General features: G+C 70.5%; 21 protein-coding genes and 1 pseudogene. 10 read left to right on the forward strand and 12 right to left on the reverse strand.

The annotated features are described in order from the left end of the window. Nucleotides 1-134 precede the first annotated feature (134 nt). Genes ACQEV2_RS00925 through ACQEV2_RS00940 form a run of 4 tightly spaced genes read left to right on the forward strand, consistent with a single transcriptional unit; the run spans nt 135 to nt 4574 of the window. Complete coding sequence (locus ACQEV2_RS00925; RefSeq protein ID WP_433035197.1) at nt 135-1481, forward strand: MFS transporter; 1347 nt, start codon at nt 135-137, stop codon at nt 1479-1481. Between the two features lie 17 nt (nt 1482-1498). Continuing rightward, nucleotides 1499-2158, forward strand: a complete 660-nt coding sequence (locus ACQEV2_RS00930; protein ID WP_433035200.1) for a response regulator transcription factor — start codon at nt 1499-1501, stop codon at nt 2156-2158. A gap of 8 nt (nt 2159-2166) precedes the next feature. Further along, complete coding sequence (locus ACQEV2_RS00935) at nt 2167-3585, forward strand: ATP-binding protein (RefSeq protein WP_433035203.1); 1419 nt, start codon at nt 2167-2169, stop codon at nt 3583-3585. Beyond that, nucleotides 3582-4574: a TAXI family TRAP transporter solute-binding subunit gene (locus ACQEV2_RS00940; RefSeq protein WP_433035206.1), complete on the forward strand. Its 993-nt coding sequence runs from the start codon at nt 3582-3584 to the stop codon at nt 4572-4574. The genes ACQEV2_RS00935 and ACQEV2_RS00940 overlap by 4 nt, the downstream gene beginning before the upstream one ends. Before the next feature lie 103 nt (nt 4575-4677). Here the strand turns inward: ACQEV2_RS00940 and ACQEV2_RS00945 are convergent, their stop codons facing one another. The 4 genes and pseudogenes from ACQEV2_RS00945 to ACQEV2_RS00960 all read right to left on the reverse strand — a co-directional run bounded on the left by ACQEV2_RS00945 (nt 4678) and on the right by ACQEV2_RS00960 (nt 9046). Beyond that, nucleotides 4678-5952: an IS701 family transposase gene (locus ACQEV2_RS00945; protein WP_433034744.1), complete on the reverse strand. Its 1275-nt coding sequence runs from the start codon at nt 5950-5952 to the stop codon at nt 4678-4680. A 123-nt stretch (nt 5953-6075) separates the two neighbouring features. After that, nucleotides 6076-6564 carry a hypothetical protein gene (locus ACQEV2_RS00950; protein ID WP_433035209.1) on the reverse strand — a complete coding sequence of 163 codons (489 nt, stop codon included), beginning with the start codon at nt 6562-6564 and terminating at the stop codon, nt 6076-6078. Nucleotides 6565-6708: 144 nt separating this feature from the next. Next, nucleotides 6709-7639 (reverse strand): annotated as a pseudogene (locus ACQEV2_RS00955) (IS5 family transposase). A 132-nt stretch (nt 7640-7771) separates the two neighbouring features. Then, a complete protein-coding gene (locus tag ACQEV2_RS00960) occupies nt 7772-9046 on the reverse strand; it encodes an IS701 family transposase (protein ID WP_433034744.1) in 1275 nt (424 codons plus the stop codon). A gap of 191 nt (nt 9047-9237) precedes the next feature. On the opposite strand from ACQEV2_RS00960, the gene ACQEV2_RS00965 reads away from it, so the two are divergent. Then, on the forward strand, nt 9238-10221 hold the full coding sequence (locus ACQEV2_RS00965) for an aldo/keto reductase (RefSeq protein ID WP_433035212.1): 984 nt from the start codon (nt 9238-9240) through the stop codon (nt 10219-10221). 90 nt (nt 10222-10311) lie between these two features. Here the strand turns inward: ACQEV2_RS00965 and ACQEV2_RS00970 are convergent, their stop codons facing one another. After that, entirely contained in the window at nt 10312-10548 is a 237-nt protein-coding gene (locus ACQEV2_RS00970; RefSeq protein ID WP_433035215.1) for a hypothetical protein, read from the reverse strand. Nucleotides 10549-10584: 36 nt separating this feature from the next. Then, the gene (locus ACQEV2_RS00975; protein WP_433035218.1) at nt 10585-10755 is read right to left on the reverse strand and encodes a hypothetical protein; all 171 of its coding nucleotides are present in this window, start codon (nt 10753-10755) and stop codon (nt 10585-10587) included. Between the two features lie 259 nt (nt 10756-11014). Between ACQEV2_RS00975 and ACQEV2_RS00980 the strand changes: the two genes are divergently transcribed. Next, a complete protein-coding gene (locus ACQEV2_RS00980) occupies nt 11015-11278 on the forward strand; it encodes a hypothetical protein (protein WP_433035221.1) in 264 nt (87 codons plus the stop codon). An 87-nt stretch (nt 11279-11365) separates the two neighbouring features. Then, entirely contained in the window at nt 11366-11740 is a 375-nt protein-coding gene (locus tag ACQEV2_RS00985; protein ID WP_433035224.1) for a hypothetical protein, read from the forward strand. Nucleotides 11741-11875: 135 nt separating this feature from the next. Here ACQEV2_RS00985 and ACQEV2_RS00990 read toward each other — a convergent pair whose 3' ends face one another. The 3 genes from ACQEV2_RS00990 to ACQEV2_RS01000 all read right to left on the reverse strand — a co-directional run bounded on the left by ACQEV2_RS00990 (nt 11876) and on the right by ACQEV2_RS01000 (nt 13799). Next, entirely contained in the window at nt 11876-12031 is a 156-nt protein-coding gene (locus ACQEV2_RS00990; RefSeq protein WP_433035227.1) for a hypothetical protein, read from the reverse strand. A 155-nt stretch (nt 12032-12186) separates the two neighbouring features. Further along, nucleotides 12187-13116 (reverse strand): carbohydrate kinase family protein, encoded by a 930-nt coding sequence (locus tag ACQEV2_RS00995; RefSeq protein WP_433035230.1) that lies wholly within the window; start codon nt 13114-13116, stop codon nt 12187-12189. Beyond that, complete coding sequence (locus ACQEV2_RS01000) at nt 13113-13799, reverse strand: class II aldolase/adducin family protein (protein WP_433035233.1); 687 nt, start codon at nt 13797-13799, stop codon at nt 13113-13115. Before ACQEV2_RS01000 ends, ACQEV2_RS00995 begins: the two co-directional genes overlap by 4 nt. A gap of 84 nt (nt 13800-13883) precedes the next feature. On the opposite strand from ACQEV2_RS01000, the gene ACQEV2_RS01005 reads away from it, so the two are divergent. The 3 genes from ACQEV2_RS01005 to ACQEV2_RS01015 all read left to right on the forward strand — a co-directional run bounded on the left by ACQEV2_RS01005 (nt 13884) and on the right by ACQEV2_RS01015 (nt 16257). Beyond that, nucleotides 13884-14552 (forward strand): TetR family transcriptional regulator, encoded by a 669-nt coding sequence (locus tag ACQEV2_RS01005; RefSeq protein ID WP_433035236.1) that lies wholly within the window; start codon nt 13884-13886, stop codon nt 14550-14552. Between the two features lie 62 nt (nt 14553-14614). Further along, nucleotides 14615-15376, forward strand: coding sequence for a YqjF family protein (locus ACQEV2_RS01010; protein WP_433035239.1), 762 nt, complete (start codon nt 14615-14617; stop codon nt 15374-15376). Between the two features lie 131 nt (nt 15377-15507). Beyond that, entirely contained in the window at nt 15508-16257 is a 750-nt protein-coding gene (locus ACQEV2_RS01015) for an SDR family NAD(P)-dependent oxidoreductase (protein ID WP_433035242.1), read from the forward strand. Nucleotides 16258-16391: 134 nt separating this feature from the next. Here ACQEV2_RS01015 and ACQEV2_RS01020 read toward each other — a convergent pair whose 3' ends face one another. From ACQEV2_RS01020 to ACQEV2_RS01030, 3 genes are all read right to left on the reverse strand, one after another. Then, nucleotides 16392-18359, reverse strand: coding sequence for a DUF1996 domain-containing protein (locus ACQEV2_RS01020; protein WP_433054084.1), 1968 nt, complete (start codon nt 18357-18359; stop codon nt 16392-16394). 185 nt (nt 18360-18544) lie between these two features. After that, entirely contained in the window at nt 18545-18997 is a 453-nt protein-coding gene (locus ACQEV2_RS01025; protein WP_433035245.1) for a flavodoxin family protein, read from the reverse strand. A 47-nt stretch (nt 18998-19044) separates the two neighbouring features. Next, nucleotides 19045-19689: an ANTAR domain-containing protein gene (locus ACQEV2_RS01030; protein WP_433035248.1), complete on the reverse strand. Its 645-nt coding sequence runs from the start codon at nt 19687-19689 to the stop codon at nt 19045-19047. Nucleotides 19690-19699: the final 10 nt, after the last annotated feature.

The raw sequence follows: 19699 nt of genomic DNA on the forward strand, positions 1-19699 counted from the left end.
GTATCGCACGGTCCATGGGGCCCTGCGCCAGAGCCTCATCCCTAAGGGACTGTTAGGACTTCGTTCGCGATGTTGAACGGCCCTGCCGTGCCGTCGACTCTGTGTGCTCCCGGCCGCAGACAAGGGAGTTTTCGATGGCCACACAGACCACGGCAGCCGTAGGGCACCAGGCGGGCCGCAGTGAGCGCAGGGTTGTCAGCAACATCGTGCGCGGATCGATCGGCAACCTGATCGAGTGGTACGACTGGTACGCGTACACCGCGTTCAGCGTGTACTTCGCCGCCGCGTTCTTTCCGTCCGGTGACCAGACCGCCCAGTTGCTGAACACCGCCGCGGTGTTCGCCGTCGGGTTCCTGATGCGCCCGATCGGCGGCTGGGTGCTGGGGCGGTACGCCGACCGCCGTGGGCGGCGCGCGGCGCTGACGCTGTCGGTGACGCTCATGGCGGCGGGTTCGCTGATCGTGGCGCTGACGCCGTCGTACGGCGCGATCGGTGTCGTGGCGCCGGTGCTGCTGGTGACCGCGCGGCTGCTGCAGGGCCTGTCCGTGGGCGGTGAGTACTCGACCTCGGCGACCTACATGTCGGAGGTGGCCTCGCCGGGGCGGCGCGGCTACTACTCGAGTTTCCAGTACGTCACGCTCATCGCCGGGCAGCTGACCGCGCTCGGCCTGCAGATCGTCCTGCAGCAGGTGCTCAGCGGCGCGCAGATGGAGGCGTGGGGCTGGCGGGTCGCGTTCGTCGTCGGTGCCGCCGGGGCGATCGTCGTGCTGTGGCTGCGGCGCGGCATGGACGAGTCGGAGAGTTTCGAGCGCGCGGCCGCCGAGGACGGCGGCGAGCGGGACGGCGACGGGCCGGCGCGCGGCAGTCTGCGGATGCTGCTGTCGTACCCGCGGCAGTGCCTGGTCGTGGTCGGGCTGACCATGGGCGGCACGCTGTTCTTCTACACGTACACGACGTATCTGCAGAAGTTCATGGTCAACACCAGCGGCATCGCCAAGCCGACGGCGGCGTGGATCAACTTCTTCGCGCTGCTGGTGTTCGTGATGCTGCAGCCGGTCATGGGGCTGTTGTCGGACCGGGTGGGGCGGCGTCCGATGCTGATCGCGTTCGGGGCGCTGGGCGCCGTGGTGGTGGTGCCCTCGCTGACGCTGCTGTCCCACACCAGCGACCCGCTCTACGCCTTCCTGCTCATGGTCGGGCCGCTCGCCGTCAGCTCCCTGTACACCTCGATCAGCGCGGTCGTGAAGGCCGAGCTGTTCCCGACCTCGATCCGGGCGCTGGGCGTCGGCCTGCCCTACGCGCTGACCGTGGCCCTGTTCGGGGGGACCGCCGAGTACGTCGCCCTGTGGTTCAAGAACGCCGGTCACGAGAGCTGGTACTTCTACTACGTCACCGCCTGCGTCCTGGTCTCGCTGCTCGTCTACATTCGGATGCGCGAGACGTCGGACGGATCGCCGCTGGAGAGCGAGGCTCGGGACTGACGGGAAGGGTGGCGACCGTGCGGGTGCTGCTGGCCGAGGACGACGACGGTGTGGCCGGTGCGCTGACCGAGGCCCTGTACGAGCACGGTCATCTGCCCACCCGGGTGCGGCGCGGCGGGGACGTCCTCGCCCGCCACCGCCAGGCCGACCTGCTGCTGCTCGACCTCGGTCTGCCCGACCTCGACGGCCTGGAGGTGCTGCGCAAGCTGCGCGCGGTGAGCGGCCTGCCGGTCGTGGTCCTCACCGCGCGCGGCGACGAACGGTCGGTGGTACGCGGCCTGCGGCTGGGTGCCGACGACTATCTGGTCAAGCCGGTACGGCTGGCCGAGCTGCTGGCCCGTATCGAGGCCGTGACCCGCCGCGCCGCGACACCCGCCGCCGCGGCGCCTCGTACGGTCCGCGCCGGTGACGTCGAAGTCGACCTCGACGCGCGCCGGGTGACGGTCGGCGGTGCCGAGGTGCGGCTGACGACGAAGGAGTTCGCGGTCCTCGCCGTGCTCGCGGCGCGGGCCGGTACCGCGGTCAGCCGTCAGCAGCTGATGGACGAGGTGTGGGGTGACGCGTACCTGGCGGTGTCCCGTTCGCTCGACGTCCATCTCACCCAGCTGCGGGCCAAGCTCGGCCGCCCCGAGGTGCTGACCACCATCCGCGGCTTCGGCTACCGGTTCGGCGGCTGAACGGGCTCATGCGTACTCGGGTACTGACCGTCGTCCTGGCCTTCGCGGTGCTCGCGGTGGCCGGCTTCGCCGTCCCGTTGCTGGGGGTCACCGCCACGCAGCGCACCGAGCAGCTCGTCGCCGCCCGCACCGCCGACCTGGACCGTTTCGCCGCACTGGCCGACCAGGCCGCCGAAAGCGGCGACACCGGCGCGCTGACCGCCGAGGTCAGCCGGTACACCCAGCTGTACGGCGAGGCCGTCGTCGTCGTGGACGCCCGCCGCGCCCCGGTCGTACAGACCGGTGGCCTGCGCGCCGCCGATCCGGCCGTCGCCCGCCTCGTCGACGCGGCGCTGCGCAACCAGCCCGTCTCGCCCGGGGGCACGCTGCGCCCTTGGTCCCGCGGCGACAAGCTGCTCGCCCGCCCGGTGGGCACCGGAACCCGGGTGTCCGGTGCCGTGGTGCTGCGTGCCTCGGTGCGGGCCGCCGCCGACGACATCGCGCTGCGCTGGGCGCTCGTCCTGCTCGGCGCGGGCCTGTTCGCCGTGGCGTGTGTGCTGCTCGCCCGCGCCGCCACACGGTGGGTCGTACGCCCCCTGCACCGCCTGGACCGTGCGGTCGGCGCGCTGGCGGCCGGGCTGCCGGCCGAGCACGCCCGGGCCGGCGGCCCGCCCGAACTGCGCCAGCTTGCCACCGGCTTCAACCGCATGGCGGATGCGGTGACCACCGCGCTGGAACAGCAGCGCCGTCTGGTCGCCGACACCTCGCACCAGCTGCGCAATCCGCTGGCCGCCCTGCGCCTGCGCATCGACTCCCTCCAGCCCCGCCTGCCCGCCTCCGCCACCCGCACGTACACGGGCGTGACCGCCGAACTCGAACGCATGGAACACCTCCTCGACGACCTGCTCGCCCTCGCCAACGCCGAACACCGCGCCGGTGAACTGGCCGTGACGGACACGCGCGAAGCGTGCTGCGACGCGACGACGGTCGCCGCCGCCCAGGCACAGCTGTGGCAGCCGGTGGCCGAACAGGCCGGAGTACACCTGGAGTTCGTCTCCGGCCCCGCCATCCCCATGGCCTGCACGGAGGGCGAACTGGCCCAGATGGCCGACATCCTGCTCGACAACGCGATCAAGTACGCCGGGGACGGCGCCCGCGTCGAGGCCCGCTGCTTCACCGAGGGCCGGAACGCGGTGTTCGAGGTGCGGGACGACGGCCTTGGCCTCGCCGCCGGCGAACTCACTCAGGCCGGCACCCGCTTCTGGCGCTCCGAACGCCACCGCGACGTACGCGGCAGCGGCCTCGGCCTGGCGATCGCCGAGCAGTTGACGGCCGGCCGCGGCGGCCGCATCGAGTTCGCCCCGGCCCAGCCCCACGGCCTGCGCGTCCGGGTCCTACTCCCCCGCGCCCAGCATGCGGCACCCCGCCCGGAAGGGCCTACGGCATGACCGGCCCCGCCCGCCGCACCGCCCTGCGCGCCGCACTCGGCACGGCCGGCGCCGGGCTGCTGGCGGCCGCCGGTACAGCCGATTCCCGGCAGCCGGACCGGGGCCCGGAGGGCAGGCTGCGGATCGCGACCGGCGAGACCGACGGCTTCTACACGGCCTTCGGCCGCCTCCTCGCCGCACAGGTGACGGCGGCCTATCCCCGGCTGTCCTGCGAGGTGCTCGGCAGCGAGGGCAGCGTGGCCAACGTACGGCTGCTGCAGGCGCGTCGGGCCGAGGTGGCGTTGGCCCTGGCCGACATCGCGTTGGCCGCGTACGGCGGCACCCCACCGTTCAGCACCCATGTCCCGCTACGAGCGATCGGCCGCGTCTACGAGAACTACATCCAGCTGGCGGTACGCGCCGACGCACCGATCCGCACCGTCGCCGACCTGGCGGGGCGCACCGTCTCCCTGGGCGCACCCGCATCCGGCGGCGCCGTGCTCGGCGACCGCCTGCTGCGCGCCGCGGGCCTGGCCCCGGGCACCGACGTCGACGTACGCCACCTGCTGATGCCGCAGGCGGCCCACGCGATGCGCGACGGCTCCATCGACGCCCTCCTGGTCGCGGGCGGCGTCCCGCTGCCGGTGCTCTCCGGCCTCACCCCCCGGCCCGGCATCCGCCTCCTGCCGCTGGCCGGCCTCCTGCCCCGCCTGCGGGCCGGGGCCGGACGCTCCGGATCGGGACTGGAGGCGGTGACGGTGCCGGCCGGGGCGTACCGGGGCACTCCCGAGGTGGCCACCATCGGCGTGGCCAACCTGCTCCTGTGCCGCCCCGACCTGCCCGCCCCCATCGCTGCCGCCCTCACCCACGTCCTGGTACGCCACGCCACCCGCCTCGTCCCCACCACGGCCCTCGGCACCCAGTTCCTCGACGCCCGCAGTCTCATCTCCACCGGCGTCGTACCGCTGCATCCCGGGGCGGTCGTCGCCTATCGGGAACTGCATGGTTAGGCGCGCGAGGGGTCACAGAGCCGTCTAGTAGTGCTTCGTTAGGTTCTGGTTCTGCTGGTTTTGAGGGGGCGACCGCAGGTGGTGCAGGTGCCGGTCCAGCACCTCAGCAGGTCTTGGAGTGCGTCGAGGGTCTGGTAGAGGCTCGCGTCGGTGTCTCGACTTTTGGGTCGAGCCTGCGGAGGGTGAGGAATGCCTGCGCGGCGGTGACGAGGGTGACGTGGTGGTGCCAGCCGCGCCAGGTTCGGCCTTCGAAGTGGTCCAGTCCCAGGCCGTGTTTGAGCTCGCGGTAGTCATGTTCGATCCGCCAGCGCATCTTCGCCCACCGCACCAGGTCAGCGACGGGTGTGGTGGCGGGCAGGTTCGATATCCAGTAGTCCGTCGGGGCGTCCTGGCCGTCCGGCCATTCGACCAGGAGGGTCTGGGTGGGCAGGACGCCGTCCCACCGGCTGCGGCCCCCGCCAGATTCCTGAGCGGCGGCCAGGGACTGTTTGCCCGCGGGCCGCACCGTCAGCACCGTGAACCGTGAGGTCATCGCGCCCTTGCTGCCCTGCCGCCAGGTCACTTCGGAGAATCGCTTGGCACCCGCCTGCGCCGCGAGGGTGGAAATGGCTCGCGGCGGGGTGCGGTAGCGGGGAAGGGTGGGCGGCCCGAGCCCGCCATAAGCGGGCTGGTGCGGCTCGACATCCTCCGGATGAGCGACTTCCTTCCCGTTGAGGGCCAGGACATAGGACAGCCCTCGCTCCTGGAGACCGAGCCGGAACGGTGTGCTGACGCCGTAGCCGGCGTCGGCGACCACGACCGGCGCCTCCAGCTGCCACTCGGCGAGTGTGTCCAGCAGGCCGAGCGCGAGCCGCCACTTCTCCCGGTGCACCACGTCCTCGGGGACGCCTGCCCTGCGGCAGCGGTCGGGCTCGTCCGTCCACTCCCGCGGCAGATACAACTGCCACTCCAACGGGCACGAGGCGGTGTCGGTGGCGGCATGGACACTGACCGCGACCTGGCAGTTCGCCCGTTTGCCGACCGCTCCGCAGTACTGGCGGGCCACCCCGACCGAGGCCTTGCCGCACTTGGGGAACGACACGTCGTCGATCACCCACACCTCGGGCCTGACGACTCTGGACAGCCGCTCGGCGATCCGCCGCCTGACCGGCAGCGGATCCCACGGCGACTGGTTCACGAACTGCTGCAGGGCCTGCATGTTCCCGTCCGGCAGACGCTCGGCCATCGGCTGGATCGACTTGCGCCGACCGTCGAGCATCAGGCCTCGCAGATAGCACTCACCCTTGGCCCGCTGATCCGTACGCGGCACCGAGGCGAAGACATCCGCCACGAACATCGCCAACGCCGCCCGTAATCGGTTCACTTCATGCGCATCCACACGACCAACATGCTCTTGATCAGCACCAACGAATAGACCTAACGAAGCACTACTAGGGCTTTTCCGGCCGATCATGCGGCAGAGGCAGATGGAGACGGGCGGTTTTGCCTGTTTGCTGAGGGGTTACAGCGGCGCCGACTCCACCCTGCCTGTGAACCGGCCACCCACTTGATCGGCGAGCCAATGGACGCGGGCGATCTGGTCGCCGTCCCGGTTCCGGACGTGCACGTGGACGGTGTGGTCCTGCGACGGCTCGTCCTGGTAGAGGTCCCGGGAATTCACTGTCAGCGTGAGGTACGCGTACTTCTGCGAGATCGCCTCCAGTCCCGCTTCGGGAACCGCAGGCCATGCGTCCAGATCCCACCGAACAGCCGCGGGATCCGGCCCCATAGCAGCGATGAAGGGCTCAGCGCGGTCCAGCGGACGACACCAGTCGAACACTCGGATCGGCAGACGGTCTGCAGGGTTGTCGCCGGCCTCCGACGAACCGTGCTCCTTGCCAGCCAATGCCCACCATTCGAGGTCGGGCAGTACGTGACGTACTTGCGCCAGGACATCCGGCGACCTGATCACGGCTTCGAAGTCGACCTCTCCCTGATCGATGTCTGCCATGCCCAGCAAAGTACGCACCGCACATATCGCTTCAGACAGGTCGGAGGTTGTGAGGACAGCAGCCGCATCAGAGTTACTCATCCCGGAACCATAAGACGGCACTCACAGATCAGCCTGCGTGGGCTCTGACCTGTCTCGCATTTGTCAGGACCGGAGCCATATTGCAAGCGACGCTGCGGTGACGGTGCCAAGGAAGATATAACCGCGCTTGTCATACCGCGCGGCCACTGCTCGGGACTGTTTGAGGCGGTTGATCGCCCGTTCGACGGTATTGCGCTTCTTATACAGCTCTTCGTCGAAGCCCGGCGGCCGTCCGCCGCGTGACCCCTTGCGCAGGCGGGCGGCCTGACTGTCGGTCTTCTCCGGGATCGTGTGCCGGATGCCGTGGCGCCGAAGGTACTCGCGGCAGGGGCGGTTGCTGTAAGCCTTGTCGGCAGCGACGCTGTCGGGCTTCTTGCGTGGCCTTCCCGGCCCGATCCGCGGCACGCGAATCTTCTCCAGCACGGGCTTGAACTGGGTACAGTCCGCCCGTTGTCCAGGTGTGACGATCAGGGAAAGCGGCCGGCAGCGGTCGTCCGCGCCAGGTGGAGCTTGGTGCTGAACCCGCCCCGCGATCGGCCCAGCCCCTCACCTCTTGCACCACCTCCACCAGATGGGCGAGCAGGCTTTGCCACGGCGTTTCGCCCTGGTGTTCTGCCGTCGTGTCCCCTTTTGAGGCGGGAACAGGCGGCCGTTCGGTGCGGGCGCCGGCGGCGTGCTGATGTGCCCGCACAATGGTGGAGTCGACCGAGATGTCCCAGCCGATCTCCCCGGCCGCGTCGACCTCGGCCTGGACCTGCTGGAGCAGGCGTTCCCAAGTTCCGTCGCCCGACCACTGGCGGTGGCGTTCATAGACCGTCTTCCACGGGCCGAACCGTTCAGGCAGGTCACGCCACGGAACCCCGGTCCGCAACCGATGCAGAGTCCCGTCAATCACCTGCCGGTGATCCCGCCACCTGCCACAACGTCCATTGCTGACAGGCAGGAACGGCCGCAGCCGTTCCCACTCGGCATTCGTCAGATCGCCCCGCCCCATGTCCACATCAACGACCTGGGAACGGAGTAGTCACATGATCGGCCGGACAAGTCCTAGTAGTGCTTCGTTAGGTTCTGGTTCTGCTGGTTTTGAGGGGGCGACCGCAGGTGGTGCAGGTGCCGGTCCAGCACCTCAGCAGGTCTTGGAGTGCGTCGAGGGTCTGGTAGAGGCTCGCGTCGGTGTCTCGACTTTTGGGTCGAGCCTGCGGAGGGTGAGGAATGCCTGCGCGGCGGTGACGAGGGTGACGTGGTGGTGCCAGCCGCGCCAGGTTCGGCCTTCGAAGTGGTCCAGTCCCAGGCCGTGTTTGAGCTCGCGGTAGTCATGTTCGATCCGCCAGCGCATCTTCGCCCACCGCACCAGGTCAGCGACGGGTGTGGTGGCGGGCAGGTTCGATATCCAGTAGTCCGTCGGGGCGTCCTGGCCGTCCGGCCATTCGACCAGGAGGGTCTGGGTGGGCAGGACGCCGTCCCACCGGCTGCGGCCCCCGCCAGATTCCTGAGCGGCGGCCAGGGACTGTTTGCCCGCGGGCCGCACCGTCAGCACCGTGAACCGTGAGGTCATCGCGCCCTTGCTGCCCTGCCGCCAGGTCACTTCGGAGAATCGCTTGGCACCCGCCTGCGCCGCGAGGGTGGAAATGGCTCGCGGCGGGGTGCGGTAGCGGGGAAGGGTGGGCGGCCCGAGCCCGCCATAAGCGGGCTGGTGCGGCTCGACATCCTCCGGATGAGCGACTTCCTTCCCGTTGAGGGCCAGGACATAGGACAGCCCTCGCTCCTGGAGACCGAGCCGGAACGGTGTGCTGACGCCGTAGCCGGCGTCGGCGACCACGACCGGCGCCTCCAGCTGCCACTCGGCGAGTGTGTCCAGCAGGCCGAGCGCGAGCCGCCACTTCTCCCGGTGCACCACGTCCTCGGGGACGCCTGCCCTGCGGCAGCGGTCGGGCTCGTCCGTCCACTCCCGCGGCAGATACAACTGCCACTCCAACGGGCACGAGGCGGTGTCGGTGGCGGCATGGACACTGACCGCGACCTGGCAGTTCGCCCGTTTGCCGACCGCTCCGCAGTACTGGCGGGCCACCCCGACCGAGGCCTTGCCGCACTTGGGGAACGACACGTCGTCGATCACCCACACCTCGGGCCTGACGACTCTGGACAGCCGCTCGGCGATCCGCCGCCTGACCGGCAGCGGATCCCACGGCGACTGGTTCACGAACTGCTGCAGGGCCTGCATGTTCCCGTCCGGCAGACGCTCGGCCATCGGCTGGATCGACTTGCGCCGACCGTCGAGCATCAGGCCTCGCAGATAGCACTCACCCTTGGCCCGCTGATCCGTACGCGGCACCGAGGCGAAGACATCCGCCACGAACATCGCCAACGCCGCCCGTAATCGGTTCACTTCATGCGCATCCACACGACCAACATGCTCTTGATCAGCACCAACGAATAGACCTAACGAAGCACTACTAGTCCGGCACGGCGTCGGCGAGTGGGTCGGCGGCCGGCAAGTGGCACGACGAGCGGGTGCGCGTATTTCACTTGGAACGGTGACACGTGCCACGGGAGGATGGCCACGCTTCACCAAGCACACGAAGGGGACGGTGAATGAGGCGGAACCGGCTCGGTACAAGCAAGGTGCACGTCACGGAGTTGGGTTTCGGCGGCGGTCCGCTCGGCGGACTCTTCGCGCCGCTGGACGACGAGACCGCCGCGGGAGCCCTCGAGGCGGCCTGGGACGGTGGTATCCGCTACTTCGACACCTCTCCGCACTACGGCATCGGCCACTCCGAACGCCGTATCGGCGGCCTGTTGCGCGGAAAGCCGCGCGAGGAGGTCACGCTGTCGACGAAGGTCGGCCGACTGCTGGTCCCGCAGGATCCGGCCGGTCGTATGGACGAGAGCTTCGCCGTGCCCGCGACGCACCGCCGCGTGTGGGACTTCACGCGCGACGGTGTGCTGCGCAGCGTCGAGGACTCACTCGAGCGGATCGGCGTCGACCGCATCGACCTGCTGCTCCTGCACGACGCGGAGAACCACTTCGAGGATGCGTTGCGCGAGGGCTACCCGGCCCTCGCCGAACTGCGCGCGCAGGGCGTGGTGGGCGCGATCGGCGCGGGGATGTACCACCCGGGCAAGCTGACCCGGCTCGTCAGGGAGTCGGACGTCGATGTGGTGATGCTGTCCGGCCGCTACACGCTCCTGGACCAAACCGCCCTCGACGACTTGCTGCCCGCGTGCACGGAACGCGGGGTCTCGGTTCTCGCGGCGTCGATCTTCAACTCCGGACTGCTGGCCACACCCCGTCCCGCGGCGGACGCCACCTTCGACTACGCCCCCGCCGCACCGCAGTTGGTGCGACGCGCGCATCGCCTGGCCGACGTGTGCGAGGCACACGGTGTGACGCTCCCCGAGCTGGCCATGGCCTTCCCGCTCCGTCACCCCGCCGTGGCGGGCATCGTCGTCGGCATGCGCACCGCGGATGAAGTACGGCGCAATCTGGCGGCGTTCGGCGCGGAGATCCCGGCACAGGTCTGGAGCGACCTGCGCAGCGAGGGCCTCCTGGACGAACGGGCGCCGACCCAGGGGTGAGCGTCCCTGGGTCGGCTGCCATGGGACGGCGGCGCGAAGCCGGTGTGTGCTCCGCGCCGCCGCAGGTGCGCTGCTGTGTTTTGCCGCCCGTTACTTCGGGCGGTCGACGACGACCGCGTCGATGTGGTCGATGTACGGCCGTGCGTACCGGCTGACCGGCACGACCTGATTGATCGGCTTGTCGATCCTGCTCGGGCAGGTGGGGTCCCAGGTGGCGCAGGCCGTTTCCAGCACGAGGTCGGCGCTGGCGGCGATGTGCCCCTCGTCGTCCACGAACGTCACGACCAGCTTCTTGCGGCAGGCCTCGATCCACAGGTGGTTCTGCACGGCGGCGCTGCCGGTGAGCCGTGAGGTGGCCCTGTCCTATTGCACGTTCGCGCTGTAGGAGCAGGCGGCGGTGTACTCGCTCTCCGTGCTCGCGTGCAGCACGGGGTCGCTCACGGCGGCCGATGCCGGAGTCGGCGCCCAGATCGCGGCTGCGGCGGCCGTTGCGACGGCGGCCGTCGCGATCCTGCGGGCACCTCGGTTGTTCAACACATTCTCCTCCTGGTGGTTGAGGTGGTTCTCGGTCCGTTCCGTGCCACGGCCCACCGGCCGAGGCGGGGTCCACTGTCGGCCGCCCGGAAGCCCGGCGGCATGAGGCCTGCGTCCCGGCCTGCGGGCGCTCTGCCTCCGGCACATCGGCTGCCGTCCGGGCACGGAGCCCGGCGGGAGCGGGACTCCTGCCCCATGCGCTGCCGGTCCGGGCGGCGCAGTGTCTCTCCTGCGACGACAGCGGTAGACAGGGGGCGACATGTCGTTTCTGATCAGGGCGGCGATCCGCGGCGGGGCAGGCGTCGCGCGCCGCGTGTGGGGGCCGGCGGCCGGCGATGTGGTCGAGCGGCTCGATCTGGCGAACCGTCACGCCGCGGCGGTGGAACGGCACGCGATGTCTCAGCAGATGGCCTCGGACGCGGTCGCCGCTGACGCAGTCGACACCGGCACGGACGACACCGGCTCGGACGACGATGACGGCGGATGGTTCGAAAGCGTCGTCGAGTGGCTGCTCGGTGAGTGACGGCACCGCGTACCGGCGGGATCGGCTGACGTAGACGCAACCCGGCCGGAACCACTGGCCGTCGGGCGGCGACAGCAGGAAGACGCCGTGGCCAGTGGGGCGCACTACCTCGTGGTGTTCTCCCTGCCCACGATCGTCATGGCCCTCTACCCACGGGGGCGTCTGGCACACACATGGCTCCGCTGGCCCGTCGCCACTGCGGCGACCGCCATCGCCGTGCTGACGCTGGCCGCTCCCTTCGACGCCGAGGCATACGACGACATCGTGCCCGCAGGCACGCCACCGGTCGCGCTGACGCCGTTCGTCACCGGCGTGGTGAGCGGGACCTGTCTGGCGCTGATCGGGCTGTGTTCGATGATCCTCACCGGACACACGCTGGCCCGGCTCGTCCGGTCCCGGCCGCCCGAGCGGCAGCAGCTCGCGTGGATGGCGCGGCGGCCGACCACGTATCGACCATCATGAACAAACTCGGCACCGCCAACCGCGCAACCACGGTCGCCCGGCCCCGCGACGCCGGCCTGGCAAGCCCGGGCCCGATGGACGACACGGACGACAGCGCCCGCGCGAACGACTGACCCGCGGCGCACGAGGCCGACCTCACGGGTCCAGAGGCAGTTCGACGAGCACGGTGTGGCCCTGCCCGTGGCGGACGAGCCGGAAGCTGCCGCCGAGTTGCTCGGCGCGGCGGCGCATGGAGACCAGCCCTACGCCGCCCTTCCGCAGCTGCGCCCTCCAGTTGGGCGTAGGGAGCACATCCGGTCGTGCTCGCGCCAGTGGGTGTTTGGGGCTGGGGGGCGCCGGCGGTGCCGATTCCCGCGCGGGCGGGAGACTGCTGCCGGTCGGACCCAGCCCGGCTGACTCGCTCACGACTTCACCGGGCTCCACAGGCGGGGCTCGCGCCCCACAACTCACGAGCGCGGCTTGTGTGCCGCGGTGAAGGCGTCCGCCCCGGTCAGGTCGAAGTCTCCGTGGTCGCTGCCGAGGCCCTGGGCCACCAGCGCCGCCGCCGCGCAGCCGAGGACTGCGGAGTCGTACGGTGTGCGGCCGAGGCTCATGCCGCGCAGGAAGCCGGCCGAGAACGCGTCGCCGCAGCCGGTCGTGTCCACCACGTCGATCGCGAAGGCGGGAACCGTCTCGGTGCCGTCCGGGGTCACAAGGAGCGCGCCGTCGCCGCCACGGGTGGCCGCGACCAGGCCGGCTCCGGCAGCCAGGAGCTTCTGTGCGCCCGCGATCAGGTCGTCCTCGCCGGTGAAGCCGAGGACCTGGTCCTCGTTCGGCAGCATGTAGTCGACGTACGGCAGCAAGGCCGCGATCTGCTCGAAACTCCCCAGCGCGCCGGGGGCGAGCAGGTCCACCGAGGTGGTCACGCCGTGGTCCTTGGCGTACGACAGGATGCGCGCGGCGGTGTCGACGCCGATCAGTTCGGGGCCGCCGAGGTGGAGGTGGGTCGCTTCGGCGATCGCGTCCCAGGGCGCGTCGTCGGGGCCGTAGGTGATGTTGGCGCCGAGGAGGTGCAGTGACGGGCGGTCGCCGTTGGGGCGGATGGGCAGGACGCTCGCGGAGGTCGGGGTGTCCGTGCGGCGGACGAGGAATCGGGTGTCGATGCCGGCCGTCTTGAGGAGTTGGACCAGCATGTCCCCCGTGGGGTCCGAGCCGATCGCGCCGGCGCTGCGTACGGAGGCGCCGAGTTTGGCGAGGGTGAGCGCGGTGCCGCCGGCTGTTCCGGCGGCGGTCATCCTGATGTCCTCCACCAGCGTCGCGCCCTGGCCCTCGGGTATCTCCTCCACCGGCCGTACCAGCACGTCCAGCACGTGTACGCCCATCGTGACGACCTTCATCGGTTTCCCTCCTGCACAGGCGGTACGGGGTGGGTGGTGCCGTAGTTCCGGGCGAGCGCGGCCTCGATCACCGCGCGTTGCTGGTGCTCGTCGAGGACGCGGGGCGTCCCGAGGGCGGCCGCGTGCTGGTAGACGCCGCATGCCCACTCCAGCAGCAGCGCATGGTCGACGGCTTTGGCCAGTGTCGGAGCGTGTGTGAGGGCGCCGTGGCTGGCCATCAGCGCGGCACTGCGGCCCTCCAGCGCCGTAAGGACGGACTCGGCCAGTTCGGGCGTGCCGAAGGTGGCGTACGGCGCGACGCGCACGGAGCCGCCCAGGGTGAGCAACTGGTAGTGGCTGCAGGGCAGTTCGTCGAGCACACAGGACAGCGCGGTCGCCATGGGCGCGTGGGTGTGGACGACCGCGCCCGTGCCGTAGCGGCGGTAGACGCCGAGGTGCAGGTCCAGTTCCGAGGTGGGCTGCAGCGTCCCGGCCACGACGTTCCCGTCGAGGTCGACGACGGTCACCTGGTCGGCCGTCAATTCGGCGAGCACGGCACCGGTGGCCGTGATCGCGACCTGGTCCTCCACGCGCATGCTGACGTTGCCGGCCGTACCGATGAGCAGCCCCTCAGCTCCCAGTCGGCGGCACGCCTCGGCCACGGCGGCGCGCTCCTGACCCAGCGCTGAGCTTGAGTCGGTCATGTACGCGACGGTAACGTAAAGGTGAAACAAAGTCACGTTCAGGTTCGAGATGCAGATCTCGAGATGCAGATTCGGAGGCTGTGCATGGGCGATCCGGCCTCGAAGCGCGGCGGCACCTGGCCCGTTCCGCTGCGCCGCACCCCCCAGCAGGCGCGCAGCAAAGCCCGGCTGGCCCGGGTCCTTCAGGCCGCGGAGCGCGTTCTGGTCGGCGAAGGGGTCCAGGCACTGACCACGACCCGCGTCGCGGCGGAGGCGAACGTCTCGGTGGGTTCGCTGTACCAGTACCTGCCCGACCGCGACGCCATCATCGACGCCCTCGCGGCCGGCTATCTCGCCCGCCTCGAGGCCGCCATGGACGACCTCGTCCGCGCGGCCGCGGCCGAGAAGTGGGACGACCCGGTCGGCGTGCTCATCGACGCCTACGCCGCGATCTACCGGACGGAACACGGCTTCCGGGCGCTTTGGTTCGGCAGCAGTCTGACCGAGCAGACCCGCGCGGCGGATCGTGAGCACAAGCGCCGGATGGCGGACGGGATCCGGCGCATCCTGCTCGTCCTCGGTGTCGCCCGCGACGACGAGGGGCTCGCGCGGGCCTGTCACGCCGCGGTCCTGGCCGCCGACGCGCTCGCACAGGAGGCCTTCCGTCGTGACCCGGAGGGTGATCCTGGCCTCCTCGACGAGAGCAAGCTCATGCTGCGCGGGTATCTCAGCGCTCTCGCCGCGCGCTATGAGGGACAGAACACCCCGGCATGACCGGCGTGGCCTCAGACCGCCCTCAAGGTCTCCGCCGCATGAGGCTCTGCCATTCTGGCGTCGTGCCGAAGCCCTCTCCTGTCACCCCGGATGCCCCCGCCCACATAGTCGCCCCTCTGCTCACCCAGCAGTGGCTCGACCTCGCCTTCATCCACTGGGCCGTCGAACCGGACGTCGTGGCGGGACTGCTGCCGAGAGGGACCGTTCCGGACACGCACGACGGGGTCACGTACGTCGGGCTGGTCGCGTTCCGGATGCACCGGGTGGGCTGGCTGCGGCTGCCCGGCGTGCCGTATCTCGGGACCTTTCCCGAGACCAACGTGCGCCTGTACTCCGTGGACGCGCACGGGCGGCGCGGCGTCGTGTTCCGGTCGATGGACGCCGCGCGGCTGATCCCGGTCGTGATGGGGCGCGTCGGCTTCCGGCTGCCGTACCTGTGGTCCCGGATGACCGTCCGCACGGTCGGCGACACCGTCACCTACACCAGCTCGCGCCGCTGGCCCGGTCCGCGCGGCGCGTTCAGCCGGATCACCGTGCGCAGGGGTGAACGCATCGAGGAACCAACCGATTTGGAGCACTTCCTCACCGCACGCTGGGGCATGCACAACGCCTTTTTCGGCGGTGACGAGCCGCTGGCGTACCTGCCCAACCACCACCCCCGATGGCCGCTGCACCGCGCCGAGCTGATCACCTGCGAGGAGAACCTCGTCGCCGCGGCCGGGCTGCCCGCGCCGAGCGCCGCGCCGGTGAGCGTGCTGTACTCCCCCGGCGTCCCGGTCCGCCTCGGACGCCCGGCCCGGCCCGCGGGTATTCCTACTCCGTGACCTTGCCGCCGGGAGCCGCGGACGACCCGGGCGTGTCGAGATCCGGAGGTCGGTGCCGACGTATCGGATGAAGGGCCACGGCCGCGCGCTGCGGCCGGACAGCCGGTAGCCGATCGGAACGGAGATCGATCATGTTGCTGAAGGACAAGGTCGCTGTGGTGTACGGCGCGGGCGGTTCCATCGGCGGGGCGGCAGCGCGCGCCTTCGCCCGTGAGGGGGCTCGGGTCTTCCTCGCCGGGCGGACCGGGGCGCCGCTCGAGAAGCTCGCCGAGGAGATGCGCGCCGATGGCGGCACGGCCGAGGCCGCCGTGGTCGATGCGCTGGACGAAGCGGCGGTGGACGCCTTCGTCGACGGTGTCACCGCGCGGGCCGGGCGCCTTGACGTCTCGTTCAACGCCATCGGATACGGGGATGTCCAGGAGCCCCTGTCGGAGATCTCGGTCACGGACTTTCTGCAGCCCATCGTGACCGCGATGCGCTCGCAGTTCCTGACGACCCGGGCGGCCGCCCGGCACATGACCGCACGCGGTACGGGCGTGATCCTCGCCTTCGGTGGCGGTGGGCCGCAGACGCTGCCCGGCCTCGGCGGCTTCAAGATCGCGCTGGACGCGCTGGAGGGACTGCGCCGGCAGTGGGCCGTCGAGCTGGGCCCGCACGGGATCCGCGTGGTGACGCTCAAGTCGGGCGGTGTGCCGGAATCCCTCCCCCAAGGGTTCCCCGGCAGGGAGGCGATCGTCGACAGTCTGGTCGAGGCGACGCAGCTCGGGCGGTGCGCGACCCTCGCGGACGTGGGCGATGTGGCCGCCTTCGTCGCCTCCGACCAGGCCCGCACGCTCACCGCAACGGACGTGAACATCTCCTGCGGCGCCATCGTGGACTAGGACTACGCCGCGGATCACCAGCAGCAGGGCCCCTGGGCCGACCTGCGCACGCAAAGGGCCCGGACCGGGAGGACCGGTCCGGGCCCCAGGGGGAGCGTCACCGCGTCACGTGCGCGTCCCGAGTGTCGTCTCCGTCATCCGGAGCGGCGCCTCGTGCGCACCAGCAGCAGGAAGCCCGACATGAGGAGAACGGCGCCGGCCGCGGCGGGCCACAGCGTGGTGCCCGTCTCGGCGAGATCACCTCCGACTGCCTGCGGTTGCGTTCCGGTTCCGGCGTCGGAGTCGTCGCCGGCCGCGGCGGGCTGCGACTGCGCCGGCGTGCTTCCCGCGTCGGCGTCGTCGTTCGCCGAGCCGCCCTGTGCCGGGGCGGTGGCGTCCCCGTCGGCCGACGGGGTTCCGTAGGACTTGGGCGCCACCGTGCTCGACACGGTGGGCTTGTCGTCCTTCGCCGGCTCGGTCTCGGGCGCCTCGTTCGCGGGCTCGTCGGTCACGGGTGCCTCGGTGGCCGGCTCGTCGGTCGCGGGCTCTTCGGTCGCCGGCGGCTCCGTCTGCTCGCCCCCTCCGTCGCCGGGCTCCGGCTTGTCGTCCCCGGCGGGCGGGGTGCCGGGCGTCTGCGTCGGCTGCTCGGTCGGCTCCTCCTCGCCCGGGTTGCCGCCCTCGTCGGCACCGACGCCGCACTTGCGGCCCTCGTTGATGCAGTCGACCATCTGACCCATCAGGTCCTCGTCGAAGACGTTGATGAAGTCGCCGTGGTCGGTGACCGGCTTGTGCAGCTGCTCGGGGAAGGAGTCCACCGCGAACAGCGGGGTCGTACGGCCGCCGTCCTGCAGGCTCGGCGCGTCGACGTCGTACACGATGCGCTGCACCAGCTGCGGGATGGCCTTGAAGCCGTTCGCGCAGCTGCCGTCGGCCGCTGCGAACGCCACATGGGCGCGGTGGTTGGCGCTGTCGATGTTCTGTCCGTCCCAGCAGCTCTGGAACTTGAAGGTGCGCACCACGTCGCTGCCCTGCGGGCACAGCGGGTACTTGTCCTTCAGCTGCCGGTCCTCGAAGCCGGTGCAGCTCCAAGAAGCGTTGGCGTTGGCGGTGCCGTTGACGAACGCCTTGGCGTCGCCGGTGATGATGCGCAGCAGCCGCGGCATCTCGGTGACCTTGCTGCGGGGGTTGCCCACGAAGGTCAGCGTCACGTCCTTGGGAGTGACGATCTCACCGGCGTTGCCCTCGATGCCGCCGCCCGGCTTGTCGGCGTCCTGTTCCTGCGTGCCGTTCTGCAGGCGCAGCACGGGCCAGTAGTAGGTGGACTTGTCGCCCTGGTCGACACAGCTCGTCTCGGCGTTCGCCAGGTCCTCGTCGCTGGCGAAGGCGGTGTTGGACTGGTTGCCGATGTAGTCGTGGAAGTGGTGGGCGCCGTTGGAGACGCCCGGCGCCACGATGACGTTGTCGGAGTTGAACAGGCCGTTCTCGTTGACGCCGCAGCTCGTGACGAAGGTGCCGCGGGAGGCGTCCGACTGCGGGGCCGGGCTCTGCACGTTCGGCTGTACGGCCTTGATGTCCACGTAGTCCGCGGCGACGGGTCCGTTGCCGGCCTGGCCGCCGTTGCCGTTCTGGCCGTCGTTGCCGGGCTGTTGGCCGCCCTGGTCGGCGCCGCTCTGGTTGTCGGCGCCGTCGTCCTGCGTGCCGTCGTCGCCCTGGTCACCGGTGCCGCTGTCGGCCGCGCGCAGAGTGCAGGGAGCGAGGGACTCCAGGCCTTCGGGCCGGTCTCCCGTGCGGTCGATGGCGATGGCGATGCGCTCGATCGTGGCCGTGCGCTTGTCCTTCAGCGGATTCATGATCGCGCTGTCGGCGAAGCCCGCGTCCTGCTGGATCGCCTGCGCGGACTCCTGCAGTCGCTGGTAGGCCTCGGCGATCTGCTCGTCCAGGAGCGCGAGTTCCTTCGCGACGTCCTCTTTCGCCCCGTCCGGTACGGCCGTCAGTTTGCTGCCGACATCCGGGCAGTCGATGGTGCCGGCCGGGGAGGACAGGGTCCGAGCGGGGTCCGCTCCGCCGTCTTCGGTGGCCGAGGCATAGACGTTGGCCGCAACCAGGCCGCCGCCGCCCAACATCAGCGCGACCGCTGCAAAGGTCGCGCGCCGTGCGCCCGTGGGGCGTCTTCGCGTGCTGCGTCCCAAGGAAGTACTCCTACGCCTCGTGGTCGGTCAGGGCATGAAAATCCCCCGGTCCCATACGGAGGCGGACGGCGTCGTGTTCAACCGTCTCGCGGATTCACAGAAATTTCTTGTCGCGAGGGTCAGTTCATGAGTCCGGCGGCGAGCGTCGCTCCCAGTTCCCAGCAGGCCTCGACGTCGGTCTTGACGGGTTCGCCCGTCACCGTCACGGGCTGCGCGGAGCGTCGCCAGGCCAGGCCGGTGGTGATGGAGTCGATCGCCCGCACGGCCCCGGTCACATCGCTGCCGCCGTGCACGTAGTAGCCGAACGGCCGGCCCCGGGTCGCGTCCAGGCACGGGTAGTAGATCTGGTCGAAGAAATGCTTGAGGGCGCCCGAGATGTAGCCGAGGTTCGCCGGGGTGCCCAGCAGGTAGCCGTCGGCGTTCAGGACGTCGGAGGCCGTGGCCGACAGTGCCGGCCGCCGTACGACCTCGACGTTGTCGATCTCCGGTGCGGTGGCACCGGAGATGACGGCTTCGAGCATGGCCTGGCAGTTGGGCGAGGGGGTGTGATGCACGATCAGCAAGGTAGGCACACCCCGAACCCTGCCGCCCTGCCGCCGTTCGACGCAACCGCGACGGTTCAGCTGGCGGCTTGCGTCGGCTCCTGCTCCTCCGGCCCGCCTTGCGAGGCGGGCGATGAGGCGTTGATCCTGGCGACCGCCGAGGACAACTGCTCCCGCACCGCTTCCGGCAACGCCTCGCCCTTGACCGCGGTGACCAGGTCTCCGGCCAGCGCGTGCAGCTTGGTGTTGGTGTTCTGGGAGGCCGCGACGAGTACCGTCCAAGCCTCCTCGGAGCTCAGACTGAAGGAAGCCATCAGGATGCCCCGGGCCAGATCGATGGTCGGCCGGGTCTGCATCGCCCGTCGCAACTGGGCGACTTCGATCCGCAGGTCCTCATCGGTGACGTCGGACACGTCCGCGCCCTGAACGTGCCCGGCCGGCGCGCCCTGCCCGTCCGGGCCCGAGCCGGCGAACAGCGTCCGTGTGCGGGTCAGGTCGAGGAGGCGATCGACTGCCGTACTGGTGGAGTGGATGGTCACGGTCTTGTCCTGCTCCAAAGCTCGGTGCCGCAGGGTCAGGAGGACGTTGAGGGCGGAACAGTCGCAGAAGGCGACGCCGTCGAGATCCAGGTCGATGCCGCGGACCGAGCGGCTCAGGGCTTCGCGCAGGACGCCCCGGAACTGCTCGCTGGTGTCGATGTCGAGTTCTCCGCAGACCCTCACCAGGATCCGG

Origin of the sequence: Streptomyces sp. CA-251387 (assembly GCF_050936625.1) — a bacterium.
GTDB lineage: Bacteria > Actinomycetota > Actinomycetes > Streptomycetales > Streptomycetaceae > Streptomyces.